Consider the following 22,455-nt stretch of genomic DNA (forward strand, 5'->3'; position numbering starts at 1 on the left):
AGGCCGCCGCCAGGCCGCGCGTGAAGTCATTGATGTCGGGCACGTGCGCATAGACGTTGTTGCCCGCGATCAGATCGGCCTGCCGGCCCTCGCCGGCCAACCGGCGGCCCAGCGCCTCGCCAAAGAATGCGCGCAGCACCGGCACGCCAATCGCCTCGGCCGCCGCCGCCGTGCCCGCCGTGGGCTCGATGCCCAGGCAGGCAATGCCGTCAGCGACGAAATTCTTCAGCAGATAGCCATCGTTGGAGGCCACCTCGATCACAAAGCTCTCGCCGTCCAGCCCCAAGCGCCGCGTCATCGCCTGCGCGTAGCGCTGCGCGTGCGCCAGCCACCCGCTAGAGGTGCTGGAAAAATAGGCATAGTCCGCGCTGAACAACTCGTCGGCGCGCGCATAGTCCTCGGTCTGCACCAGCCAGCACCGGTCGCAGACGCGGATCTTCAGCGGAAAATAGGTCTCGGGCTGCGCCAGATCCTCGGCCCGCAGATAGGCGTTCGAAGGCGGCGCAAAACCCAGATCCAGAAAGGTGTGACGCAGCATCGCGCCGCAATGACGACAATTCATGATGTCAGTTTCAGTCCCGTAAACATCGACGTCAGCGCCGGATGGCGCAGGTCCCGGTCCGATTGCAGCGCGACGGGCAAGGGCCAGGCGATGCTCAGCGCCGCATCGGTGGCCGACAGGCCGTCCTCGGCCTGCGCGGCATAAGGCGCCGTGTGCAGGTACAGCAGCTCGCAATCATCGGTCAGCGCCTGAAAGCCGTGCGCGAAGCCCTCCGGGAGCAGCAGGGCACGACCATTGTCGGCAGAGAGCTCCGCGGCGCGCCACTGCAAAAAGGTAGGCGACCCGGCCCGCAGGTCCAGGCCCACATCCCACACCGCGCCGCGCAGGCAAGTGACAAGCTTCATCTCGGCATGCGGCGGATGCTGAAAGTGCATGCCCCGCACCGTGCCTTGCACCTGGGTCCAGGTATGGTTGATCTGCACCACGGGCTTGCACCAGCCGGCCGACGCCAGTTCCTCGGCGCAAAATAGCCGCGACAGGAAGCCGCGCCCATCGCCCAGGCGCTGGCGTTGGACGACACGCAGCCCCTCGATCCCGGTCTCGCTGACGGCAAAGCGAGTCATGTCCCCGCCGCCTCGAAAGCCCGGATATCCGCCTCGCACAAGGCTCGAGCGTCCTCGCCTTCATGCCGGTGGCGGTACCACGCCATCGTCCGGGCGATGGACTCCGACAAGGCCCAGCGCGGCTCAATACCCAGCACCGCGCGAGCGCGAGCGACCTCCAGAGCCAGCCAGCCCGCCTCATGCGGCCCTTCGCCGCCATCCCCCCACTGCACGCCGCCCCCGCCGTAGGCCTGGCGCGCCTGCCCGACCACCTGGCGCACCGTGGCTGCCTCGTGCGTGTGCGGGCCGAAGTTGTAGGCGCCTGCCAAAGTCGGCGTGGCATACAGGCTTTCGGCCAGCCGAAGATAGGCGCAGACAGGCTCCAGCACATGCTGCCAGGGCCGGATCGCCTGCGGGCGACGAACGGGCAAGGCCTGCCCGGCCTGCCAGCAACGCACCGCATCGGGAACCAGACGGTCAGCCGCCCAATCGCCCCCGCCGATCACATTGCCCGCCCGCGCCGAAGCCAGCGCCACGCCCCGGGCAGACAAAAAGGCATCGCGGTAACTGGCGATCACCAGTTCGCTGGCCGCCTTGCTGGCGCTGTAGGGGTCATGCCCGCCCAGTGCATCGTCCTCGCGATAGGGATAGGCCTGCTCAAGATTGCGGTAGACCTTGTCGGTGGTCACCATCACAGCGACCCGCAAGCCTTCCACACCCCGCAAGGCCTCGAGCACGTGCGCCGTGCCCATGACGTTGGTGGCATAGGTCGCCAGCGGATCCTCATAGCCGGCGCGCACCAGCGCCTGCGCGGCCAGATGAAAGACCACCTCGGGCTCGGCCCGGCGGACCCGGTCCGCCAAAGCCTGCGCGTCGCGGATATCGATGAAATGGCTGTCGCACAGTTCGCCAACTCGCGCCTGCGTGTATAGATTTGGTTCGCTGGTCGGCGGCAGCGCAACGCCCGTCACCCGGGCGCCCAGCCGATGCAGCCAAAGGGCCAGCCAGCTTCCCTTAAAGCCGGTGTGACCCGTCAACACCACCCGCCGGCCTCGCCAGAAAGCGGGATCGGGCTTGATAAAAGCCGTGTTCCGCTCCTGCGTCACGCCCAGGTCTTCCACGGCGCCTGGCCCGACACCCACAAGTCCTCAAGCAGGTTCTTTTCGCGCAACGTATCCATCGGCTGCCAAAAGCCCTTATGCTCAAACGCCATCAACTGGCCATCGCGCGCCAGCGACATCAGCGGCTCGCCTTCCCAACTGCTCTGATCCCCCTCGATCCGCTCCAGACACGCGGGCGAGAGCACGAAAAACCCCCCATTGATCAACCCGCCGTCACCCCGAGGCTTCTCGGTAAAGCCCGCCACCCGCTCACCCTCGCGCTTGAGCGCCCCATAGCGCCCCGGCGGCTGCACCGCCGTCACCGTCGCCAGACGGCCATGCCCCCGGTGAAAACGAATCGACGCGCCAATGTCCACATCGCTGACCCCATCGCCATAGGTAAAACAAAAGGCGTCTTCATCCTTCACATAGTCGCGCACCCGCCTCAGGCGCCCCGCCGTCAACGTGCTCTCGCCCGTGTCGACCAGCGTCACCCGCCAGGGCTCGGCATGCCGCTGGTGCACCTCCATGCCGTTGGTGGTCATGTCAAAGGTCACATCCGACATGTGCAGGAAATAGTTGGCAAAGTACTCCTTGATCACATAGCCCTTGTAGCCGCAGCAGATCACGAAGTCCCGGATGCCATGATGCGAGTACATCTTCAGGATATGCCACAAAATGGGCTTGCCGCCGATCTCGACCATCGGCTTGGGCCTGAGATGCGTTTCCTCGGAAATCCGGGTGCCCAGCCCCCCGGCCAGGATGACTGCTTTCACGGTAAGATCCTATCAACAAAGGACACGAAATTTTTATACACAAGTAGGCCTCTCCCCAAGGAAACCAGGACCCAAGGAGCCGGTCAGCTTTAGATTTTACTGAAGAAAACCCGCACCAAACCTGAGGAAACAAGGACTTTCGACACCTTCCTCAGGAAATTCGAGGCATCGCCCCAAAAGGATATCCCCCCGATGAAAACAATGACTCTGACGGAGCTAGCGGAAAGATGGAAAAAAAACAAAAAGGCGGCACGCAGAGAGATAAAAATCGGCATCCGAATCGAACGCAGCCCGATCAGTCACCATTTGCTGATACTTTTGGAAAAATTAAATCATTTTGAAAGCATCAGCGGATTTGCCCTCGCGAAGCGCAGAGAATTCGATAACGACGCATCATGGTATCTGAAGGAATCCATCGGAGAAACGCTGGTTACATACGAAGACCGTGAAATCGACTTGCTGGAAAATTTTGATATGGTTTTTCTGCCGGAATCGAATTGCGACACATACAGCGAGTACCCCAAGGGGTTGATCAAAATCGGTCTACCGCACGGCGTTGACATCCCCTTTCTGAAAACCGTTATGGATTATGGCGGCGGGATGGCCTTTGATTATATTTTGAGCCCCACAAGGGAATCATCGAAAATCGAAACTACTGCATTCGAAGGCCTGCACCACAGGAATTTCCGCAACCATGCCAGCAGCCATGTATGCCAAATCCCATTTGGCTTTCCAAAGCTGGACCAGTTCATCAACGCAGTGACCCGAGTCCCTCCGTCCGGGCTCAATTCCATCGCCTATCACGTGGCGCTACTGTCCGTGGAGGAAGAGAAATCAATTCATATCATAGAACCCACGCTCAAGAAATTACTGGAAAATTTTCCGGACCACAAGATCATTTTCAGGCCCTACAAATACGACTATCAACACGAAGTCATCGAGCGCTGTGTGGATCTCGGTAAAAAATTCGAGAACTTCTATCTGAGCACGGCAGAATCTTACGTACAGGATTACTCCACATCAGTGGTCATGGTGTGCCATCGCGCCTATAAAGCGCACTTATTCAGTCTAGCGACGGGCCGCCCTATCTTTCTCTGCCACCCGGACGGAAACCCCACAGCATCGCAGGATCCCTCGGTGGAGACTTGCCCAGAAAGCGAGCTGGTGGGCAAGATAAAATCCTATATCGGCAAGAAGGAGATCATCACACCCTCCCAGCGCATCGAGAACTGCGCAAGGCTCGGCTTCCATAACCCAGGAAGCTCCATCGACTATTTCATCAAAAATATCGACTACATCCTCGAGCACAAGCCACAGGAAGAATGGGTCTACTACAACCTGGACTCGGAAAATCGACCACTCGACCCACTGTCCTACACTGCACTGCAGGTTATTTCGGCAAAACCGGCAAACATGGCGCTCAACGCCATAGCATCGAAACAGCCATCAAAATACGAAATCCTGCTATTTCTCGCCGATAGTTATTCTAGGAAAACCGTAATTCTAGATTATTATTCCAAGCTGAGCCTGAAATATTTCTACAAGCTGATAACAACGCAAGATCTAGCCCCTTCTCTGAGAGCCGCAGCCGAACGCTGGTGGGCTCTTACTGGAAAATCCCTGCTGGATCATGTATACCAAAACCAAAACATCGATCCGAACATTTCCATCAGCTCAGGAGATTTTCTGGAAGAAAATTTCCTTCCCAATCTGCTGTCCGTCGTTAAAGGCATCCCCCCCGGAAACAAGTCCGAACCTCTCGAACATCCGACGCTGATCGATCTGAACACATTTCGGCCAATCGTGCATGATGGGGAATTGGCGCTCTACGGCGCACGAAAATTGGCTTGTCAATTCCTTGAACACCCAGCGGCGACATCCACCGTCAAAATAATTGCGGACCCGGACCCCAGGCTCATCGGAACCACTGTGAAGGGGATGACGGTTCAGCACCCCGACGCACTCCAGACATACGACACCCCGATCTTGATCTGTTCATTCACTTATCTGTTGGAAAGTTTTCTCGACTTGAGAAAAAGGCTTGGGACCAAGAGAAAGTTATACGCTCTCTGCAAAGACAGACAGATTCTGGACTTCCTGACATTACTTCAAGGAGCTGCCCCCCAGCCCTAACGACCAGTTATGCCTGCCACTCTGCCTCGGGGCGAAAACCCGATCAACCAGAAATATCCATCGTCAAATTTCATATGCGAATCACATACCGCTCGCAAGACACAAAGGAATACTGGAAATCCCGCTGGGGAGGCATCCCCGCAGATGCGCCCATGAACAACCCCGAAGCCTACCCGCTGAAATATGCGATGATGGCAGTAACGGACAAGTCCGGCAGAATACTGGAAGCTGGTTGCGGCGCCGGACGCATACTCCGCTATTACCACGACCATGGCTATGACATTGTTGGAATGGACTACATAGAAGAAGCCATCAAAAAACTGAAATCGGCCGACCCCACGCTGAAGGTGGAAACCGGCGACATCACCAATTTGACCTATCGAGATCAATCGTTCAAGTACGTCCTTGCGTTCGGCCTTTACCATAATCTGGAAAGCAGCCTGAAGCAGTCCATTGATGAGACGTATCGAGTTCTGGAAAAGGGAGGAATCGTTTGCGCATCGTTCCGGGCAGACAACATACAAACCAGAATAACCGATTGGCTGGCCAGTAGAAAGCAGAAAACCGAAGAACAACGAGTGCTTCCTCGGAAATTTCACAAAATGAATCTCACAAAAAGAGAGTTTTCAAAGCTTTTTTCTGATTCTGGATTCAAAATAAGCACAATTTCCCCCGTAGAGAACATGCCCTTCCTTTATAAGTTCCCCACCTTCAGGTCAGCTTCCCATAAGCAATTCGATGAAAACAGGGCTCGAGCCGAAGGATATAAGCTATCCCGGCTCGGACATCTACTACAAGACACGCTCATGCGAGCGATGCCCGATCAGTTTTGCAATATTTACGTTCTAATCGCCCAAAAGCTATAATCCTGCAATAACATCGAGCCATCTCCTCAAACTCGGCCTCTTGATCATGATAATCTGGCTCATCGGTCTGTCCGGCTCCGGCAAAACGACACTGGGTACTGAAATGGCCCGCCAACTCCGGGCACGGCACCCCAACACAGTATTGCTTGATGGCGACACCCTGCGACAAGTCTTTTCCTTCGACCAGGGCACTGCCCCCTATACAGTGGCAGGTCGGCGCATCAACGCCGAGCGCATCGCCGCACTATGCGAAATGCTGGATCGTCAAGGCATCCATGTAGTCTGCTGTATCCTGTCGATCTTCGCCGACATGCAGCGAAACAACCGGACCCGGTTCAGCCGTTACTTCGAAATCTTCATGGACGCTCCGATGGAGACCCTGCGCCGACGCGACGTCAAAGGCCTGTATGCCGCCGCCGATGCCGGTAAAGTCCCCAACGTCGTCGGCATACACATTCCGTTCGAACCGCCCTCAGAATCGGACCTAGTGGTCGACTCCTCCGGAGACACACCAGACATCCCCTCCCTGGCCGCACGGGCGCTGGCGCAGGCTGGGCTGGATGCTGCGTCATGACCACCTCTTCATACCCCTACGCCTCGGGTGATCTGCTGGAAAACAGGAATACCTACTTTTATACCCCGTTCGGCGGCCGGGATTTCCTGCGTGCTTGGCATGATCAAAGGGCTGCTGTTCTGGCTGCGTGCGACACGAGCCATGACGCCCCTGAAGCCATCAATGACTCGGCACCCGTTGCCCAGACCCTTCGGCGCCTGAAGGCGACGATAGAAGCCTCCCCGCTTTCAGCCGCCGACCGCGCCATGCTGGATCGCATCCTGCAGCGCTTCGAGGTGTCCAAGCGGCTGCACGACGACTATACGGCAGCCTGGAAACCCAAGGATCCGGCTCGTTACCGCGGCCTGGAGCGCTATCTCCTGTGGGCCGAGGTTCTGGGGCAAGCGGCAGCTTCGACCACCGATCTACGCTATCTCAACGGCTTGCTGAAATGTGTGGACACGCTGACGTCGGACAGCATGATGCCCATGACAGCGCGGTCTGACGGCACACGCCTGCGGACCATCCTGGAACGGGAGCGGAACCTGGTGGATCGGCTTGCCGCCCATTCACCGACTCCGCACGCGCAGGCCACTTCTCTCCTTCCCCTGGAAACGCGCCCAGCCCCGGCCACACTGCCCGGCATGGGCCTGGTCGCCGCCCCTACTGCCAGATCGCAAGCCTACATCCAAGCACTGGCGGCCAGCGGCCTGCATCCGGAATTCGTCCTGCTGCTGGGCGATCACGGTCCTGGGGCTCCGGCGGCGCCTCCGTCCCCGCAGCGCTGGCGAGGCATTCCACTCGTGGATCTGAACGAACCGGTCATCGCCACCTGCCACCGGGCCGGCATCCGCACCCTGACAGTCGCGGCATCCAGCGTCAACGATGCGCCCGCGTTGGAGGCCCTCCGGCAGTTGCAACCTCACACGCTGATCTATTCCGGTGCGGGCGGCCAGATCGTCTCTTCCGAAGCGCTAGGCCTGGGCGCCCGGTTTCTGCACATGCACGCGGGCCATATCCCCGACTACCGGGGCAGTACTACGATCTACTATGCCCTATTGAACGGCGCACCGCCCGCCGTAACCGCAATCTTTCTTGATGCCCGGATCGACACCGGCGGCATTCTGGCTCGTCGAAGCTATCCCGCCCCCGACAGGAACATCGACATTGACCGAATCTACGATGCCTCGATCCGGGCCGATACGCTGATCCGGTTGTTGCGCGACTATGCCACCACCGGATCATTCGCACCGCCAAGTCCCCAGAAACAGGACGAAGGCGCGACCTATTTCGTCATCCACCCCGTCCTGAAGCACCTGGCCATCCTGGGCCTGCCGAAACATGAAACTGCCTGACGACACACCGATGAATTCCGGATTCACATTCGGCACCAAGGCCGAAACCCTGCGCAACTTGGCGGACCGCGTCCAGTCGGGTGCCATCGGTGAATCCACGCATTTCTCCTGCGACCAGTGGCACGCCGGTTCGGAACAAGTGCTGGCAGCCATCCAGGTGAAGTTCGGCAACCGACCCATCGCGGTGCGATCAAGCGCCCTGTCGGAGGACGCAGCGACCGCATCCATGGCCGGCGCGTTTCTCAGCATCCTGGATGTGACTACCTCCGACCAGGACGCCCTGGACACGGCCATCCGACAAGTCGTGCAATCCATGACGGGCAACCCCAAGGATCAAGTCCTGATCCAGGCCATGGCCCATGACATCGTCGTCAGCGGCGTGATCATGACCTACGACATGGTGCACGGCGCGCCGTATTTCTGCATCGACTACGACGATGAAACCGGGCGCACCGACGCCGTGACCAGCGGGAACGGCATCCACAAGAGCCTCTACGTCCATCGGGAATGCCCGGAATCCCTGATTCGTTCGGACCGCATCGCAGCCATCCTGCGACTGGCGCGCGAACTGGAGCAGATCTGCCATTGCGCCGCGTTGGACATCGAATTCGGCCTGGACAGCCAAGGGAAAATGCACCTGTTCCAGGTCCGCCGCATCGCTCTGGCCCGCAACTGGCACCCCGTCACGGAACGTCGCGTCCACCGACAACTCAGCCAGGCCGAACGGTTCATCGAACAGACATCCCAGCCCCGGCCAGGAATCCTGGGCGCACGCACCATCCTGGCCGTCATGCCGGACTGGAATCCAGCCGAGATCATCGGCACCACTCCACGTCCGCTGGCGGCATCGCTGTACCGGGACCTGATCACAGAACGCGTCTGGAACCTGGCACGCGCCCGGATGGGCTACCGGGACACCGGCTCTGCTGAACTGATGGTCACTATCAACCACCATCCATACATTGATGTCCGCAACAGCTTCAATTCATTTCTGCCAGCCGCCCTGCAGGGCGGCATCGGCAGCCGGTTGGTGGACGCTTGGTTGCAACGTCTGGAAGATCATCCGGAATTTCATGACAAGGTCGAATTCGAGATCGTCCCGACCTGCTTGGACTTCTGCTTCGATACGACATTTCCGGACCGCTACCCAGGTCTGCTGGCACCCGACGAGCTGGGAAAATACAGGCAATCCCTGCTCAGCTTGACGCTCGACAGTCTGCGCCCCGGGCCGGACAACACGCTGGACCAGGCGCTGCAGGACGCGGGCTGCCTGGACGAAGAGCTCTCTCGAGCACGCCCCCCAGGACTAGACCTGGACTGGGCGGCGCAACTGCTGGATCGTTGCAAAGACGCCGGCACGCTGCCCTTCGCGATTGCGGCTCGCCACGCGTTCATTGCCGAAGCCCTGCTGCGATCCGCCGTCTGGCGCAAAGCCCTGACGCAGGACCGGCTGGCTCAGTTCAAACGCGGCATCCACACAGTGACCCGCGATCTGTTGACCGATTACCAGGCAGCCGGCGCGGACACCCTGGCACGAACCGATTTCTTCCGTCGCTATGGCCACCTGCGACCAGGCACGTATGAAATCACGTCACTGCGCTATGACGAACGCGACGACTTGTTCACGGACATGGAACCCGGCGCGCCCGCCCCGATAGCCGATGCATTCACCCCCACGGAACAGGAAACACAGGACATCGATGCCCTATTGTCCGAGGCGGGATTTGCCAAGATCGATGCCCGGATGCTGTTCGAGCATGCAGCCAAGGCGATCGCCGCCCGTGAGCAGGTCAAGTTCATCTTCACCCGCTGCCTGTCCGACGCCCTTTCCGCGATCATCCGCTGGGGCGCTTCCCACGGCCTGTCCCGGGACGACCTTTCCTTCCTGGACTGGAATACGATTCGCGCATCGCTCCATCAAGCCATCATGGACGACATGGACCGCCACTATCTCGACTTGGCGGACCGGGCCCGACGCTCGCTCGACGCCGCCCATGCCTTGCGCCTGAGCCACATCCTGTTCAGCGGCCGCGACATTCACGTCGCCACACTGAATCGCAGTGTGCCAAACTTCATCGGGCTGGGGCATGCCACTGGCACCGTGGTGCGCCTCAGCGCCAACACTCCCTCCACGATCCAGATCCAAAACAGGATCGTCTGCATCGAAAATGCAGATCCAGGATTCGACTGGATTTTCACCAAATCACCCGGTGCTTTGATCACACAATATGGCGGCGCAAACTCCCACATGGCCGTGCGCTGCGCGGAACTGGGCTTGCCCGCCGCCATCGGCGTCGGAGAACAGATCTACCGCCGTATTTCCAATGCGCATCACGTGGAGTTGAATTGTGTGGAAAAAATCCTCCGCCCCATTGAAGCAGCCTGATTCGATCCGTATCGGCTTGACCATGCGCGTCACCTCGGCGGCCAACTACGCGGAACCCAGGGATGCCATCGCTCAGGACTGGGCCGCGTTTCTCGCGTCCGCACTGCCAGAAGCAGCCTGGATGCCGTTACCCAATCTGGGCCAGGGGCACATCCGCGCGTACTGTGAATCCTGGGGCGTGAACCGCCTGATCCTGACGGGCGGAGATGACATTGGCGCCACACCTCTACGCGACGAGACCGAACAGGAACTGCTGGCATGGGCCAGCGACATGGAGCTGCCCGTACTGGGCGTGTGTCGCGGCATGCAGCTGATGGCTCTGTGGGCAGGCTGCCCTCTTATTCCCATCCAAAGCCACGTCGGTATCCGGCATCCCGTCGCCGGAACAATCGCCAAGGACGTGAACAGCTTTCACACCTATGCGCCGCAAGCCTGTCCCGAAGGCTTCGACGTGCTGGCGCAAGCGCCGGACGGCGCGATCGAAGCCATACGAGGCATCCACAAGCCTTGGGAAGCCTGGATGTGGCACCCGGAACGCGAATCCGCGCCCTTCGACCCGATCGACAAACAACGAATCCGGAACCTGTTCCTATGAAAGCCATCATCCTGGCCGCCGGGCGTGGCAGTCGCATGCTGCACATGACAGACAATCGCCCCAAGTGCCTGGTCGAATTCCAGGGTCGCGCACTGTTGGACCGTCAGATCGACGCCCTGCGAGCCGCCGGCATCGAAGACATCGGCATCGTCACCGGTTACCGCCGCGAGATGCTGGCCGACCGCGCCTCTCGAGAATTTCACAATCCGCGCTGGATGGAAACCAATATGGTTTCGTCGCTTGCCTGTGCCGAAGACTGGCTGTCATGCGAGCCTTGCATCATCAGCTATTCGGATATTTTCTACGAGCTCGAAGCGGTGTCTCTGTTGATGGCTTCGCGGGCAGATCTGGCTATCACTTACGACCCGAACTGGTTGGAGATCTGGCAGCGTCGATTTGCCGATCCCCTGTCGGACGCCGAAACGTTCCGATTGAATCCCGATGGGACACTAGCTGAAATCGGCCTGACGCCTGACTCTGTGCAAGCTATCCAGGGACAATACATGGGGTTGCTGCGGATTAGCCCGACGGGGTGGGCAGAGATTGCACGGATCCGGGAGAGCCTGCCTGCTTCAAAACGGGACAAGATGCATATGACGGGGACGCTGCAGGCTATTGTTCAGGCCAGAAGAGTGCCTGTCGAAGCAGTACCTTACCGCGGGGTTTGGGGAGAAGTAGATAGCGAGACGGATTTGGAGGCTTATGGGTGAGGTAATGGCCTGTTTGAAATGAGCGGGGTTTCATTGGGTCAATACACCGCTTCACTGGTCCTCCCCCGGCAACGAGGGCGAGCGCGCAATCCATTTTTTGAGCGGCCGTACTCCACCGCTTCTCGCAAAATCTCGTTCTCCATGATTTTCTTGCCCAGCATCCGCGGCAGATCCCGAATCTGCCTGAGTGCGTCGGCCAGCTCCGAGGCAGCGACCACCTGCTCGCCAGCACCCACCGCCCTGGTACAGTTTGCGCCAGTGAAACAGCTGGTTCGGATCCACCCCATGGTGGCGCGTCAACATCGAAACCGTCTGGCCATGCTCGTTTCTCTCGCGCACAATGACCAGCTTCTGCACCATCGACCAGCGACACCGACGTTCCGACTGAGCCAGTAATTCCATCACTTCCTGCTTGCCGCTGGTCATAAACACAGTTGTATGCCTACCTGCTATTTTAAATGGGCGACTATGTCCGGTGTTTCAGAAGGCTGGTCCAGTGATTGACTAGACTGGACAAGGGGAAGTAGTCCGAGGCACTGCGACCGTCACGGTGGGTACTCCTTCAGCTTGGGCGTCTACATCACGCAGACCAAGGCATTCATGCTGGGTAATTTAGTGACGTAAGGCATTGGGGGTTAGGTCGTGTCCGATGGCGACTGCCGCCAAGGAGGCTGCCGGCTCCAGGCACTGGGTGATCAGCTCGCTCTTGAACTGCGCGGTATCGGTAGGCCATCGGCGACGCGGCCTGCTGACGAGAGTTAACTACATACGTGTTCATGGACATGAATTAATGCTGACACAAACGCTCTAGCTAGCCTTCATGTAACGCAAGATGGATCCCCGAACGGACGCCGTGAGGTTTGAAAAACTCGGAGGCTTCCTCCCCTCTCAAGACATTGGCGAGGCTAATCCGGGGGAACCGGCACGTTTCGGTTTGTGGTGATATGCTTGGCAAGTTACGACGAATGCCTATTCGACGAAAGATGTGCTATGCATGCGGCACATATTTTGCAATGATTAAATTAAAAATATCATACAATAAGAGGGATTTCAGCCTCCATAGTCGAATCATTTTTTCCCGCATTTTTAGCATAATAGATTCTATTATTAAGCCATTCTGTTATACGAAATATATAGAAATAAATGGCTAATTCAATGGGATTTTTGAGGTTAATAGATAATAAATCATGAAAGATAAAATTGAAAATACCCCAATAGATTGCTTGGATTTCTCTAGCAATGAAAATCGATTTTCGCAAGGCGATGTGATTGCATGGAAAGGGAATCGTGACTACCTTAAGAAAGCAGCAATAGTCGTCACCGCTGATTGCGATCTAGCAAAAGGGAAAAACTGGGGAAGAGTCACTGTGGTTCCACTCATTCCTGCGACGGATTATTTCAAAAAATTTTATATTCCAAAGCAGCTTGAGAAACTAGAATCCGCTCTAGTTCCGCTTTTCGCAGATGCCATTCAAAAAAGCCTCCTTCCTCAGCAGGCTGCGGATCCAACCTCGCATACGTTCGAAACCTTGCTGGGGGTTAACTCATTGCCAAGTGGAGTTTCTTCACCAGATGCCGTAGCTTTGCACTCATTAATACGAAAAGCGCGAGGACATGTGGCTGCCAAAGACCCATTTAAAACTTTAGACGAAGCACTGCTAACGATAAACGCAAAAACCAATAATCTGACAAAAGACAGAATAACGAATTTTATAAACAATCCGCCTGGAGATTGTATCGTGCTTCCCAGAATAAACGGACTTGGCAAAGACATTAACATTGCTTTTCTTAGACTGCTTCGTGAGCTACAGGGCACCAGTGTTTCACTAAAAACAAGCCAAGAAGATGAGAAAAAAGGAAGAAGAATCGGGCGATTAATCCCTGTTTTGAGATATAGATTAACACAAACGTTAGCTCAAGTATTTTCCGATATTGGACTTCCAGATTCGTATGAATCTGAGTTAAAAAAAGAGAAAAATATCTTTTTAAGTGAAATTTCTTAATTAGAAGAGAGAACTGCATGACCATAATTAATGTAGCAATCACCGAAGGGGCTGCAGAACTTCTCGCCTCTTTCTCGAATAATATAGCAACCCCTCCTTTTATTTCCCCCCTTCCTCAAGGCTTGGTATTTAAGTCATACGGAAATTATGGTGTTATTTGGTCCAAAAAGGACACTTCTGGAGTCAGGTATGCGAACATCTTTGTCAACGAGTTGACGCAATTTCCGCCGGACACAAGCGCCCAAGAGATCTTTGCTCGTGTGTTTCGTGTATTAAAGGCTACTGGAAAATTTCCAATTCGCCTACCAATTTCATGGTCGGAATATCATTTCAAATCATTAATATCATTTTTTGCCCTCCCGAGAAATACCCCCGACGCGATTCGCTGGATCGTCGATTTACAAGAGTCGGAGAAGGCAGTTAACTTTGTCAAATTAACCTCGTCCGGGAAAACACAAAACCTGGAAGATTTCTCAACTCCAGCAGTCCCTCTGCTGAGGAGCGCAGTTGATGAGTGCGTGGAATATAGAAAAGACGCCATAAAAAAAGACAAAGAAAATAGATTGGTTGATAGGGTAGATTTTGAGGCGATTGGCTCGGCCGCTATTGGAAACAGAAAGACGTTTGAGGAATGGTTGCCTCTTTTGAACGACAGGCAGAAAGAGATTATTCAGCAACCCCCAATGACTAGCGTTCGTATTGTAGGACCAGCAGGAAGCGGAAAGACGCTTGCCCTTTGCCTCAGAGCTATTCACGAAATTCATTCGGCAGCTGATGCAGGGCGCTCTGTCCGCGTATTATTTGCTACCCACAGCTGGACCATGGCAGAACATATTGATGATACGCTATCTTATTTAAACTCTGGAAACCCTGTAACCGGAATTACTGTCTACCCCCTGCTGCAGATATTGAACGATATAATCGGCGGGTCTATGCTGAAAGGATTGAAGGTGCTCGGAGATGATTCAACTGCAGGACGCAGGCTTCAGCTAGGATACCTTTCGGATTCTCTACAAAAAATAACACCAATAGATCGCGCAGTGCTAGATGCTCAATATCTCTCTCCATTACACAGATCTGCATTGGATGGAGACGAAACGGCGAAGACTGAGCTTTTGGAGTACCTATACGAGGAAATTAACGGCGTTCTGCTCGCTGATGGACTAATCCCCGGTGATCGAAAGAAAGAGGAGGAATACCTTTCTCGCACACGCAGCGATGATTTACCTCCTTTTCCAAGTCGCGGGGACAGAGGTTTAGTCCTCCTTGCTTATAGGGATTTTCTTCTGCAACTCCGCGAACGAGAGTTTATTACCACAGATCAATTAGTGAGTGATGCGACAAAGGTTCTTGAGACCTTCGCATGGGGAGTAAAACGAGAAAGCGATGGTTTTGATATTATTTTCATTGACGAACTTCAGCTATTTGATGCACAAGAAAGGTTTGCAGTCGCTCTATTAGCGTCGTCCTTCGAATCCACCGCATTTGTAACTGCGGAGGATCCGAGTCAAGGCGTTTTTTCCTCTATTTTACCGAGTTGGCAAAAAGATGTTCCGACAAGAGTAAATCGCAAATCTATTGAGCTAAATTCCCCAGTTCGATTTACTCCAGCCATTCTTGCCTTTGTGTATCGCCTATATTTGGCGTTTCCACTTAACGCTCAAGGGCTCGTTATAGAGAAGGTTGAGGATGACAAAGACCGACCGAATTTGATAAAGCTGTCGCCTCATGATTCCATTGCAAGTAGAATTAAATTAATTATCCAAAATAATCTATCAAAAATTGATCGTGATTCGCGGATTGCAATAATATCTTTGGATGGAGCAGCCCCCGATTTAGCTCGCGGCCTAAAAAATGCAGGAATACCTAATATTTCAGAAGTACTCAGTTTGGACGATATTGACAAGCTTTCATATTCTCGACGTTCAATCGTTGTGAGCGAGTGGCAGTTCCTCGGTGGTACACAGTTTTCACATGTAATTGTTGTATCCTCGCACGGGGTGCAGGCAAAAAACGCATTTTCCCGCATACGGGAGCTGACGGCGCTATATGTTGCTTCCAGCCGCGCTGCGCGGTGGTTAACACTTGTATACGCAGGGGATGTACATCCGGAAGTTGAAAGTGCTGTCGATAAAGGCCTAGTTCAGTTGCTTAAAAATATATAACATAGATTACGGCCTCAACGTAAACTGGCCCTCAGAAGTCGGCCGATTGAAGATTGGGCGGCCAAGGCCTGAGTTCGGTATTACACCGAACTCAGGCCTTTTAGTTTGGTTCTGATGCGGTCGCGATTGTAGCAGTAGATTTACTGGCGGATACAGACCTGAAGCTGCTCGGTAATCTCCCATTTTTAGCGATTGCCAGAAGTAGGAACGTAAGCCTCCCTGTCAAGTAGGCATTCGCTGGGAAAGATTCCGAGCCGCTTTGGCCTCTGACCTCCCCCCATAAAAGCGGACTGCTCAGAAGTAGCAAAATCCGGCGACACTAAGCCCTCAGGAGGGAGGAAACGAAGTTCACCGCAGAGCAGATCGCCTTCGCGTTGCATCGGGTACAGATGGGTGTCTCGGTCGAGGAGAGCTGTCACAAGGTCAGAGCATCGTTCGGGCGTGTGCCGTGTGCCAGTAGTGTCGGTCGGGGTGGTACCAGAAGCCTAAGCCTCGCGTGCTTGACGCACCGCTGAAGGCGCGTGTGCACGAGATCGCCAGTACCCGGGTGCGTTATGGCTTTTGGCGCATCTTCGTGTTGACTCGCCGTGAAGGCTGGCAGGTCAACCACAAACGCGTCTACCGCCTGTACAAGGAAGAAGGCCTGAATCTGCGCACCAAGCGGCCTCGCCGGCGCAAGGTGGCAGCACACCGCTTGGAACACCCCGTGTTGACTGCAGCCAATCAGAGCCGGAGCACAGACTTCGTTTCCGACGCATTGTTCGATGGACGCTGCTTCCGGATCTTGACGCTGGTGGATAACTTCACGCGCGAATGTCTCGCACTCGAGGTGGGGCAATCGTTTACGGGAGCCGACGTAGCTCGAGTATTGGCGTATGTCGCCGCGCAACGGCAGGCCTTTCCAACGAGGATTCAAGTGGACAACGGCCCTGAGTTCGTTTCTCTGGTACTCGATAAATGGGCCTATGAGAACGCCGTGACGCTTGATTTTTCGTGCCCAGGAAAGCTCACGGATAATGCCGTCATCGAGTCATTCAATGGCAGCCTACGCGACGAATGCCTGAATGTGACCTGGTTCACTTCGTTCGACGACGCGCGCCAGAAGCTCGAGAACTGGAGGCAGAATTATAATTATTTCAGGCCCCCCCGGTTTTTTCGGACACTGCGCCAGCCGTGTTTGCTGAGCATATCATCACGACCCGAAACATGTCGGATTCTCCAGCTTAGGGCTGTCCATGCCTTGGAAGGAGGTCACACCCCCGTCAGAGGTACGTATGCTACCGCACTCGGCGCGAAAACTGTAGAATCTGGCACTGCTCATGCCACATTCACGGTGTTGAACGCACACACACCGTCAGCCCCAACTTTAGATTAGCTGTGCACATGACCACACCTCTCGACTTCGAATACTTGAACAAATATTGTGAGCGCAGCATCACAAAAATGAGCGATGCCGAAGCGCTAGCACACATCAGTGAATTGATCGACAACTCCCACGATGCGTCCTTCGAACGAGGTGCCAAACGCGCACTTTATTTACTCGACGAATTATCGAAACGAAAGCTCGCCGAAAAAGATAGTGTGCTAGTTGAATATTTCCGTGCTAACGCATGGGCAGCGCGGTCCCATATTGTGAATACTCGGCAATCTTGGACCTGGGAGGCTCCAGAACGGCAGGCTGAACTACTGGCACTATCCAGAGCGTCAAACCACCCCGGTTTCACAAGCCTTAACAAAATCCGTCGCTGCCAAATACTCACCAACCATGCGAACCTCCTCAACTTGGTTGGCCGCTCAATCGATGCAGTCGCCGTCTGGGACTCAGCCCTGCATATCATCCCAAACTTTGCGATGGCACGTGGTAACCGTGGCAATGGCCTCATAACTTACGCGGGCATGGTTGCTGACGACCATGCCCGCGCGATCCTAGCCCTACATGCTTTTGACAGCCTTCACGCAGCAACAGCCAAAGACGCACTCTACGATTCCGTCGACTCACAAGCCGCTCTTTCTTACTTTACCAACCGAGCAACGGAGCTTACTTACGCGGTCAATATCGACGAGGTTCGGAAACTACAGAACCTTGATCGCGGCAACGAGGGTCAATCAAAAGCGGAGCGCGCTTATCGTCGCTGGTGTCTTGCCCATCGCCTCTTCCTATCTCCCCTAAACGATCTTGGCCCTCATCTTGCAGCAGCCACGGACAGCCTGATGTTGCCGCCCCTCATCGAAAGATTTGGTGATCGCCCTAACGAACATCTCCCCCCACCCATTATCGGTCTCTTCAACCAGATGAAGCAGGAGTATGTATCCGCTCGATTCACGCTGTTCGAGGGAATGAGTAGCGAACAAGTACATTTCTCCGATCGTGACGTTGCCCTTATGGACACTCTCGATTATCCGCTCTACTCATTAGCGAGCGAGCGGGTCCGTACGGCATTCCGTGTCGCTTATTCGTTACTGGATAAGGTCGCCTTTCTTGTTGACCGCTACTGGAACCTAGGCAAAGTTCCAGGCAGAGTGAGCTTCAAGAACGTCTGGATGGTTGAGAGCAAAGCTCGCCTACTCCCACAACTTGAAAAACGCGACAATCTACCACTTCGCGGTCTCTTCTGGCTATCGAAGGAGCTGTTCGACGAGCAGCTTAAACAGACCACGGCAGCCGACGCCCGAGAACTGCATAACATCCGTAATGCGCTAGAACACACATATCTACGTGTCAGCGAAGGCTGGGCCAAGCCGTTCATGATTAAAGAGACTAATAATAACGACTTTGGCACTGCGATTGGCAGTGATGCGCTCGAAGCCAAAGCAATCCGAGTCATGCAGATAGCACGCTCCGCATTGTTTTACGTATCTTTCGCAATCGGTATTGAAGAGCGAAGAAAGCGAAGCATGACCCCTGACCAGCGCATCGGGTCAATGCCGCTTTTTGGCCTCGACGATGAAAGAAAAAGGCGCGATCCGCGTTAAGCCAGCCTAGGTTCCGTAGCCTGCAAGAAATGCATGCCCATGACTTACCGCACAGCGACAGTAGGGCTCACCACATGCCACACACCGCGACAACAACCCAAAGAATTTGCGTGGAGTCACGCATCATTGATAAGAACCCGCTTAGTAGCACTCCAAAATTCATTGCAACTCAACCGCAAAGCATGAAGTACAAGGGGCGCTAAATATGCGCGGCCTCCTGTCGGAGCCTATGATGGGCGGGCACATCCTCTATGACATCTTTACGAGGGCGCCCACCTTTCTTACCGTTCTCAGCAGAGGCCGCTCGTTTCTTCTCGCTCGCACTTTTTCCGCCCTGAGCCCCCCATAGCGTTGCAACGATTCGCTTAAACACGACGGATCGTTGCAAATCCCGGATCAGCCCTTCAACGCTGATGTGGACATCCAATGTGTCGGAGACAATGGTGTCACGGGCCGGGCTAAGGGTGCAGATCGAGCAAGTCACTGACCGCCGCAGAAGCCAGCTCCCGAATGTTGCCAATTGGAATGACAAGTGACGGCGCGGAAGGATCCGGGAAAGAAAGCTCAAGCCGCCGAATACCGCCACTGGCGAGGTATCGGATCCGGTCCAATGCCCACGGGTTAGGTAAGAGATCAGGCTCCGAACACGCAAGAGCTTGATACGCCTGAAGGTTTAACTCCGTATGCTTACGCTGTACTTTCATGATCAACCTCTAGGGACACTGTGCGATCAGCATTTCCACTGCGCCGTGGATATCAACCTTAATAGATTTGACAGCGGGCATGTAATAAGCCGTTTTTACCTTCAAGGCCCCTGACGTTCTCTGTTGAGCGGCCCAAGCCATGCCGTTCACTACAATAATATGCCGATTATCTAAGCACACAGTCTGTACGGCCTGCCAAAAGAGTTCCTGAGCTTTGTCCAGATGATCGATCACTTTGTTCATGACCGTTTGCACTACGCTTCGCTTGGGAACCTGCCCGTACAGTAGCTCAACCTCAATGATTTGGTCGCTAACGTACGAGAAGAAAACCCGCAACTCCCAACCTTGCTCAAGATGATAGGCATGCACATGCGGCTCACAATGCCCATCTCATTGTTCGAACAATGATCTCTATGCCCCTGTACCGAGCGACTCTACTCATATCAAAGCCTACATACCATAACTTAACAGGTTAGGTTTTTCAAGATTGAAATAATTCGACCAAAACACGCTTTCTTTTGATCAGAAAATCAAGCGTTTACAGGCCAATTAATCTAGGCGTGCCGTATCATCAACCAGCATAATCTCACCTCCGCCGATGCCTCGGGTGCGCAACTGGACAAATTGAGCACAGCCCCGAATCTGCGTCTCCGCGACGCACTAGTGACCAGCGCCGAAACCGTAGAAATGGAGTGAACAATGGACATCCGCCCTATCCGCACCGCAGCGGACTACGAATCCGCGCTTGAGACAATCTCTCATCTCGTAGAGATTGATCTGGACATCGGCACCCCCGAAGGCGACCGCCTGGACGTCCTGACCACACTCGTTCAAGCCTACGAAGCCAAGACCTTCCCGATCGGCCTGCCGGATCCAGTTGAAGCGATCAAATTCAGGATGGAATAGGCAGAGCTGACCGCGAAAGACCTGGAACCCATGATCGGTCAGAGAAACCGCGTATACAAAATCCTTAACCGCAAACGGTCCTTGACGCTGCCGATGATCTGGAAGCTACACAAAGGGCTCGGCATTCCTGCGGAGAACCTGATCCAACCGCCTGTTCACACCTAAAGCTGAAAAACGGGCGTTGAAGTCACGGCGCCGCCTCACCAGTCGTTTTGGCGATTACCAGCCCTAACCTAACCCAGCTACGTTCTGGTCTATGCAGCTCTGAATCCCGCGCAGCGTATCGCGAGCAATCAGCTGCGGATACATCTCATCGGCCATGACCGTAAACCGGCGTGCCACGCCACAGATGACGTCAATCATCCGGCCGGCGGCATCCTGGGGCACTTCTGCCTCCTGGGCAAGCCGAAGCAGGCTCGCGCGGGAAATCGTCTGGGCTTCCCCCATCACGTCCATCTGGTGATATCCGCCCGGGCCCTCGCAGAAGGTCACGTCGTAAGCCGGCGCCAACCGCCAATGGCCGTCTTGCGACATGATGTAGGCGAAGTTCTTGGGATGATCGTCTCTGTTGTTGAACACGACATTGAAGACGGCGCGTTCGAAGGCCACCGCCATTTCCCGCACGTCGTTGGTGCAAATCTGCGTCGCTCGCAGGAAATTGACGTAGTCCAATACCCCGGGAGACCGGTAATCGGCGCCCGTAAAGGCCGCGAGGCTTTGCATGGGCACACGCAAATCACCCTGACGATCAAAGCGCTTGCTGGCAAATGCCGCCGACCCGTTGGGCAGGCTGAAATACTGGGTATCCGGGGTCTTGATGCCACACAAGCGCAGGCACTGGGCGTAGACCATTTCGATCGCGCACACTTCGGCGTGCTCGTCTTTGGCTGGAAACTTGACCAGCCAGGCTTCAAAACCTGGCGTGGCGGCAGTGGTGAAGCTGTCTGTTTCGGGATCGCGATACACCAGGGCCTTGGGCCTCGCCCCCTGGGGTGAACCGCCCACCAACAACAAGGTCTGCAGAAATTCGCCGCCGTCTCCATGAAGCACTTCATCCACTTCGGCGGCCAGCCGCGCCAGCGGGATGTGGGCTTCCGGTTCTTGCCCTTCCGGCGCCACGGGCTCAAACGTCAGGGCGCCCATCGCCTTACTGCCGATATAGGACAGCCGCTCCAGCGGGCCAATGCGCGCCGTCGTAAGCCCACGGCGCCTGAACAGGCGATCCATCAACAACATGCCCCACCCGTCCGGCAGCGCGTCATAGACAGGCCCAGGCAAGCCCAATTGGTGGAATGGAAAATCCCGACGCAAGCGGGGGCCTTCCAGCGGCAAGGTATAGGAGGACAGCTCCAGCCCCCTGCGCTTGGCTTCATCGCTGTATTCGAACGCGATCAGCGGGCGACCGGTCAGGGCAGTCGTGGAGACCAAGGCGCCCCACCTCCACCGTTCACCCCAGCCCTCGTAGAAGACGTCCACTTGCTCAAGCATCGTTGAGCTTCCTCTTGATACGGAGACGCTTGGCGCTGTTTTCGTAACGCCGGATGTCCTCGATGCTGCCCAGTTTCGGCAGGAACAGGTCTTCGAGTTCTTTGGTTCGGCCCAGCACCATGGCCACTCGAACCAAGGTCTCGAACCCGACATTGCGGCCAGCTTCCAGATTGGACACGGTATTGACGCCAACGCCGGCCCGTCCGGCCAAGTCCGCCTGGGTCATCTCCAGCGCCAACCGTTCCGTTCGTAGGCGCTCGCAGAGCCGCTTGACGATCTCGCCTGGCTTGCTAAGAATTAAGTCCAACATACCGTGTCCAATAGGCTATTTCTGCCAGTTAACTCACAACACTATAGTGCTAACAGCAAGCCCCATCAATGCCCCCGCTTACGCGCCAGCAGCATAGTCCCAGATTGGTTGGCAGTGGCCAGCGGATGTGACATGCCGCCAGATTCAGCGGCTCAACAATCGCGTCGCCAGCAACGACCGCAAATCCTTGCGCGTATCACAGACGATGTGCACGTAAAGTACATCGCCTTGCACTTCGTAGATGACGCGATTCATGCCTGAAAGCGTTTGTCGGTACTGGGACAGCCCCAGCTCAGCCAGTTCAGGCGGGGTATGCTTCATCAACGCG

The 22,455-nt window shown here is 55.6% G+C and carries 18 protein-coding genes and 4 pseudogenes; 12 read left to right on the forward strand and 10 right to left on the reverse strand.

Translation table 11 applies throughout. The annotated features are described in order from the left end of the window. The 4 genes and pseudogenes from WBG56_RS15405 to rfbF form a co-directional block, all read right to left on the reverse strand. Positions 1 to 562, reverse strand: a pseudogene (locus tag WBG56_RS15405) (SAM-dependent methyltransferase); the annotation flags it as partial. Next, positions 559 to 1,125, reverse strand: coding sequence for a dTDP-4-dehydrorhamnose 3,5-epimerase family protein (locus tag WBG56_RS15410; protein ID WP_424269906.1), 567 nt, complete (start codon positions 1,123 to 1,125; stop codon positions 559 to 561). The pseudogene WBG56_RS15405 and the gene WBG56_RS15410, both read right to left, overlap by 4 nt. Continuing rightward, entirely contained in the window at positions 1,122 to 2,210 is a 1,089-nt protein-coding gene (rfbG, locus tag WBG56_RS15415) for a CDP-glucose 4,6-dehydratase (protein WP_424269908.1), read from the reverse strand. Before rfbG ends, WBG56_RS15410 begins: the two co-directional genes overlap by 4 nt. Next, the gene (gene rfbF / locus WBG56_RS15420; RefSeq protein WP_424269910.1) at positions 2,207 to 2,980 is read right to left on the reverse strand and encodes a glucose-1-phosphate cytidylyltransferase; all 774 of its coding nucleotides are present in this window, start codon (positions 2,978 to 2,980) and stop codon (positions 2,207 to 2,209) included. The genes rfbG and rfbF overlap by 4 nt, the downstream gene beginning before the upstream one ends. A 192-nt stretch (positions 2,981 to 3,172) precedes the next feature. On the opposite strand from rfbF, the gene WBG56_RS15425 reads away from it, so the two are divergent. From WBG56_RS15425 to WBG56_RS15455, 7 genes are all read left to right on the forward strand, one after another. Next, a complete protein-coding gene (locus tag WBG56_RS15425; protein ID WP_424269912.1) occupies positions 3,173 to 5,113 on the forward strand; it encodes a hypothetical protein in 1,941 nt (646 codons plus the stop codon). A 152-nt stretch (positions 5,114 to 5,265) separates the two neighbouring features. Further along, positions 5,266 to 5,979: a class I SAM-dependent methyltransferase gene (locus WBG56_RS15430; protein WP_424269914.1), complete on the forward strand. Its 714-nt coding sequence runs from the start codon at positions 5,266 to 5,268 to the stop codon at positions 5,977 to 5,979. A 46-nt stretch (positions 5,980 to 6,025) separates the two neighbouring features. Then, positions 6,026 to 6,553 (forward strand): adenylyl-sulfate kinase, encoded by a 528-nt coding sequence (locus tag WBG56_RS15435; RefSeq protein WP_424269916.1) that lies wholly within the window; start codon positions 6,026 to 6,028, stop codon positions 6,551 to 6,553. Continuing rightward, positions 6,550 to 7,887 (forward strand): formyltransferase family protein, encoded by a 1,338-nt coding sequence (locus WBG56_RS15440; protein WP_424269918.1) that lies wholly within the window; start codon positions 6,550 to 6,552, stop codon positions 7,885 to 7,887. The genes WBG56_RS15435 and WBG56_RS15440 overlap by 4 nt, the downstream gene beginning before the upstream one ends. 10 nt (positions 7,888 to 7,897) lie before the next feature. After that, positions 7,898 to 10,273: a PEP/pyruvate-binding domain-containing protein gene (locus WBG56_RS15445; RefSeq protein ID WP_424269920.1), complete on the forward strand. Its 2,376-nt coding sequence runs from the start codon at positions 7,898 to 7,900 to the stop codon at positions 10,271 to 10,273. Between the two features lie 22 nt (positions 10,274 to 10,295). Next, positions 10,296 to 10,868 (forward strand): gamma-glutamyl-gamma-aminobutyrate hydrolase family protein, encoded by a 573-nt coding sequence (locus tag WBG56_RS15450; protein WP_424269922.1) that lies wholly within the window; start codon positions 10,296 to 10,298, stop codon positions 10,866 to 10,868. After that, complete coding sequence (locus WBG56_RS15455) at positions 10,865 to 11,578, forward strand: phosphocholine cytidylyltransferase family protein (protein ID WP_424269924.1); 714 nt, start codon at positions 10,865 to 10,867, stop codon at positions 11,576 to 11,578. Before WBG56_RS15450 ends, WBG56_RS15455 begins: the two co-directional genes overlap by 4 nt. 49 nt (positions 11,579 to 11,627) lie before the next feature. Here WBG56_RS15455 and WBG56_RS15460 read toward each other — a convergent pair. Next, positions 11,628 to 11,980: pseudogene (locus WBG56_RS15460) on the reverse strand (transposase); the annotation flags it as partial. 785 nt (positions 11,981 to 12,765) lie between these two features. Here WBG56_RS15460 and WBG56_RS15465 point away from each other — a divergent pair. Beyond that, the gene (locus tag WBG56_RS15465; protein ID WP_424269926.1) at positions 12,766 to 13,581 is read left to right on the forward strand and encodes a hypothetical protein; all 816 of its coding nucleotides are present in this window, start codon (positions 12,766 to 12,768) and stop codon (positions 13,579 to 13,581) included. Positions 13,582 to 13,598: 17 nt separating this feature from the next. Then, positions 13,599 to 15,746, forward strand: a complete 2,148-nt coding sequence (locus WBG56_RS15470; RefSeq protein WP_424269928.1) for a UvrD-helicase domain-containing protein — start codon at positions 13,599 to 13,601, stop codon at positions 15,744 to 15,746. 80 nt (positions 15,747 to 15,826) lie between these two features. On the opposite strand, the gene WBG56_RS15475 is transcribed toward WBG56_RS15470, so the two are convergent. Next, positions 15,827 to 15,886, reverse strand: a complete 60-nt coding sequence (locus WBG56_RS15475) for a hypothetical protein (RefSeq protein ID WP_424270110.1) — start codon at positions 15,884 to 15,886, stop codon at positions 15,827 to 15,829. A 287-nt stretch (positions 15,887 to 16,173) separates the two neighbouring features. Here WBG56_RS15475 and WBG56_RS15480 point away from each other — a divergent pair. Next, positions 16,174 to 16,973 (forward strand): annotated as a pseudogene (locus WBG56_RS15480) (IS3 family transposase); the annotation flags it as partial. A 156-nt stretch (positions 16,974 to 17,129) separates the two neighbouring features. Beyond that, complete coding sequence (locus tag WBG56_RS15485) at positions 17,130 to 18,719, forward strand: LA2681 family HEPN domain-containing protein (protein WP_424269930.1); 1,590 nt, start codon at positions 17,130 to 17,132, stop codon at positions 18,717 to 18,719. Between the two features lie 713 nt (positions 18,720 to 19,432). On the opposite strand, the gene WBG56_RS15490 is transcribed toward WBG56_RS15485, so the two are convergent. Beyond that, positions 19,433 to 19,666, reverse strand: a complete 234-nt coding sequence (locus WBG56_RS15490) for a hypothetical protein (protein ID WP_424269932.1) — start codon at positions 19,664 to 19,666, stop codon at positions 19,433 to 19,435. Between the two features lie 456 nt (positions 19,667 to 20,122). Between WBG56_RS15490 and WBG56_RS15495 the strand changes: the two are divergent. Beyond that, a pseudogene (locus WBG56_RS15495) lies at positions 20,123 to 20,494 on the forward strand (helix-turn-helix domain-containing protein). A gap of 63 nt (positions 20,495 to 20,557) precedes the next feature. Here WBG56_RS15495 and WBG56_RS15500 read toward each other — a convergent pair. From WBG56_RS15500 to WBG56_RS15510, 3 genes are all read right to left on the reverse strand, one after another. Continuing rightward, positions 20,558 to 21,817, reverse strand: coding sequence for a type II toxin-antitoxin system HipA family toxin (locus WBG56_RS15500; protein ID WP_424269934.1), 1,260 nt, complete (start codon positions 21,815 to 21,817; stop codon positions 20,558 to 20,560). Next, positions 21,810 to 22,124, reverse strand: a complete 315-nt coding sequence (locus WBG56_RS15505; RefSeq protein ID WP_424270112.1) for a helix-turn-helix transcriptional regulator — start codon at positions 22,122 to 22,124, stop codon at positions 21,810 to 21,812. The genes WBG56_RS15500 and WBG56_RS15505 overlap by 8 nt, the downstream gene beginning before the upstream one ends. A gap of 147 nt (positions 22,125 to 22,271) precedes the next feature. Next, entirely contained in the window at positions 22,272 to 22,448 is a 177-nt protein-coding gene (locus WBG56_RS15510; RefSeq protein ID WP_424269936.1) for a hypothetical protein, read from the reverse strand. Between the last annotated feature and the right edge of the window lie 7 nt (positions 22,449 to 22,455).

Origin of the sequence: Castellaniella sp., from assembly GCF_049671645.1 — a bacterium.
GTDB lineage: Bacteria > Pseudomonadota > Gammaproteobacteria > Burkholderiales > Burkholderiaceae_B > Castellaniella.

Excerpts from the sequence above, each read along its gene's own strand:
- WBG56_RS15465 (WP_424269926.1), top strand. The coding sequence starts at position 12,766 with ATGAAAGATAAAATTGAAAATACCCCAATAGATTGCTTGGATTTCTCT.
- WBG56_RS15445 (WP_424269920.1), top strand. The coding sequence starts at position 7,898 with ATGAATTCCGGATTCACATTCGGCACCAAGGCCGAAACCCTGCGCAAC.
- WBG56_RS15425 (WP_424269912.1), top strand. The coding sequence starts at position 3,173 with ATGAAAACAATGACTCTGACGGAGCTAGCGGAAAGATGGAAAAAAAAC.
- WBG56_RS15440 (WP_424269918.1), top strand. The coding sequence starts at position 6,550 with ATGACCACCTCTTCATACCCCTACGCCTCGGGTGATCTGCTGGAAAAC.
- WBG56_RS15510 (WP_424269936.1), bottom strand. The coding sequence starts at position 22,448 with ATGAAGCATACCCCGCCTGAACTGGCTGAGCTGGGGCTGTCCCAGTAC.
- WBG56_RS15450 (WP_424269922.1), top strand. The coding sequence starts at position 10,296 with ATGCGCGTCACCTCGGCGGCCAACTACGCGGAACCCAGGGATGCCATC.
- WBG56_RS15435 (WP_424269916.1), top strand. The coding sequence starts at position 6,026 with ATGATAATCTGGCTCATCGGTCTGTCCGGCTCCGGCAAAACGACACTG.
- WBG56_RS15500 (WP_424269934.1), bottom strand. The coding sequence starts at position 21,817 with ATGCTTGAGCAAGTGGACGTCTTCTACGAGGGCTGGGGTGAACGGTGG.
- WBG56_RS15485 (WP_424269930.1), top strand. The coding sequence starts at position 17,130 with ATGACCACACCTCTCGACTTCGAATACTTGAACAAATATTGTGAGCGC.
- WBG56_RS15410 (WP_424269906.1), bottom strand. The coding sequence starts at position 1,125 with ATGACTCGCTTTGCCGTCAGCGAGACCGGGATCGAGGGGCTGCGTGTC.
- WBG56_RS15470 (WP_424269928.1), top strand. The coding sequence starts at position 13,599 with ATGACCATAATTAATGTAGCAATCACCGAAGGGGCTGCAGAACTTCTC.
- WBG56_RS15430 (WP_424269914.1), top strand. The coding sequence starts at position 5,266 with ATGAACAACCCCGAAGCCTACCCGCTGAAATATGCGATGATGGCAGTA.
- WBG56_RS15455 (WP_424269924.1), top strand. The coding sequence starts at position 10,865 with ATGAAAGCCATCATCCTGGCCGCCGGGCGTGGCAGTCGCATGCTGCAC.
- WBG56_RS15490 (WP_424269932.1), bottom strand. The coding sequence starts at position 19,666 with ATGAACAAAGTGATCGATCATCTGGACAAAGCTCAGGAACTCTTTTGG.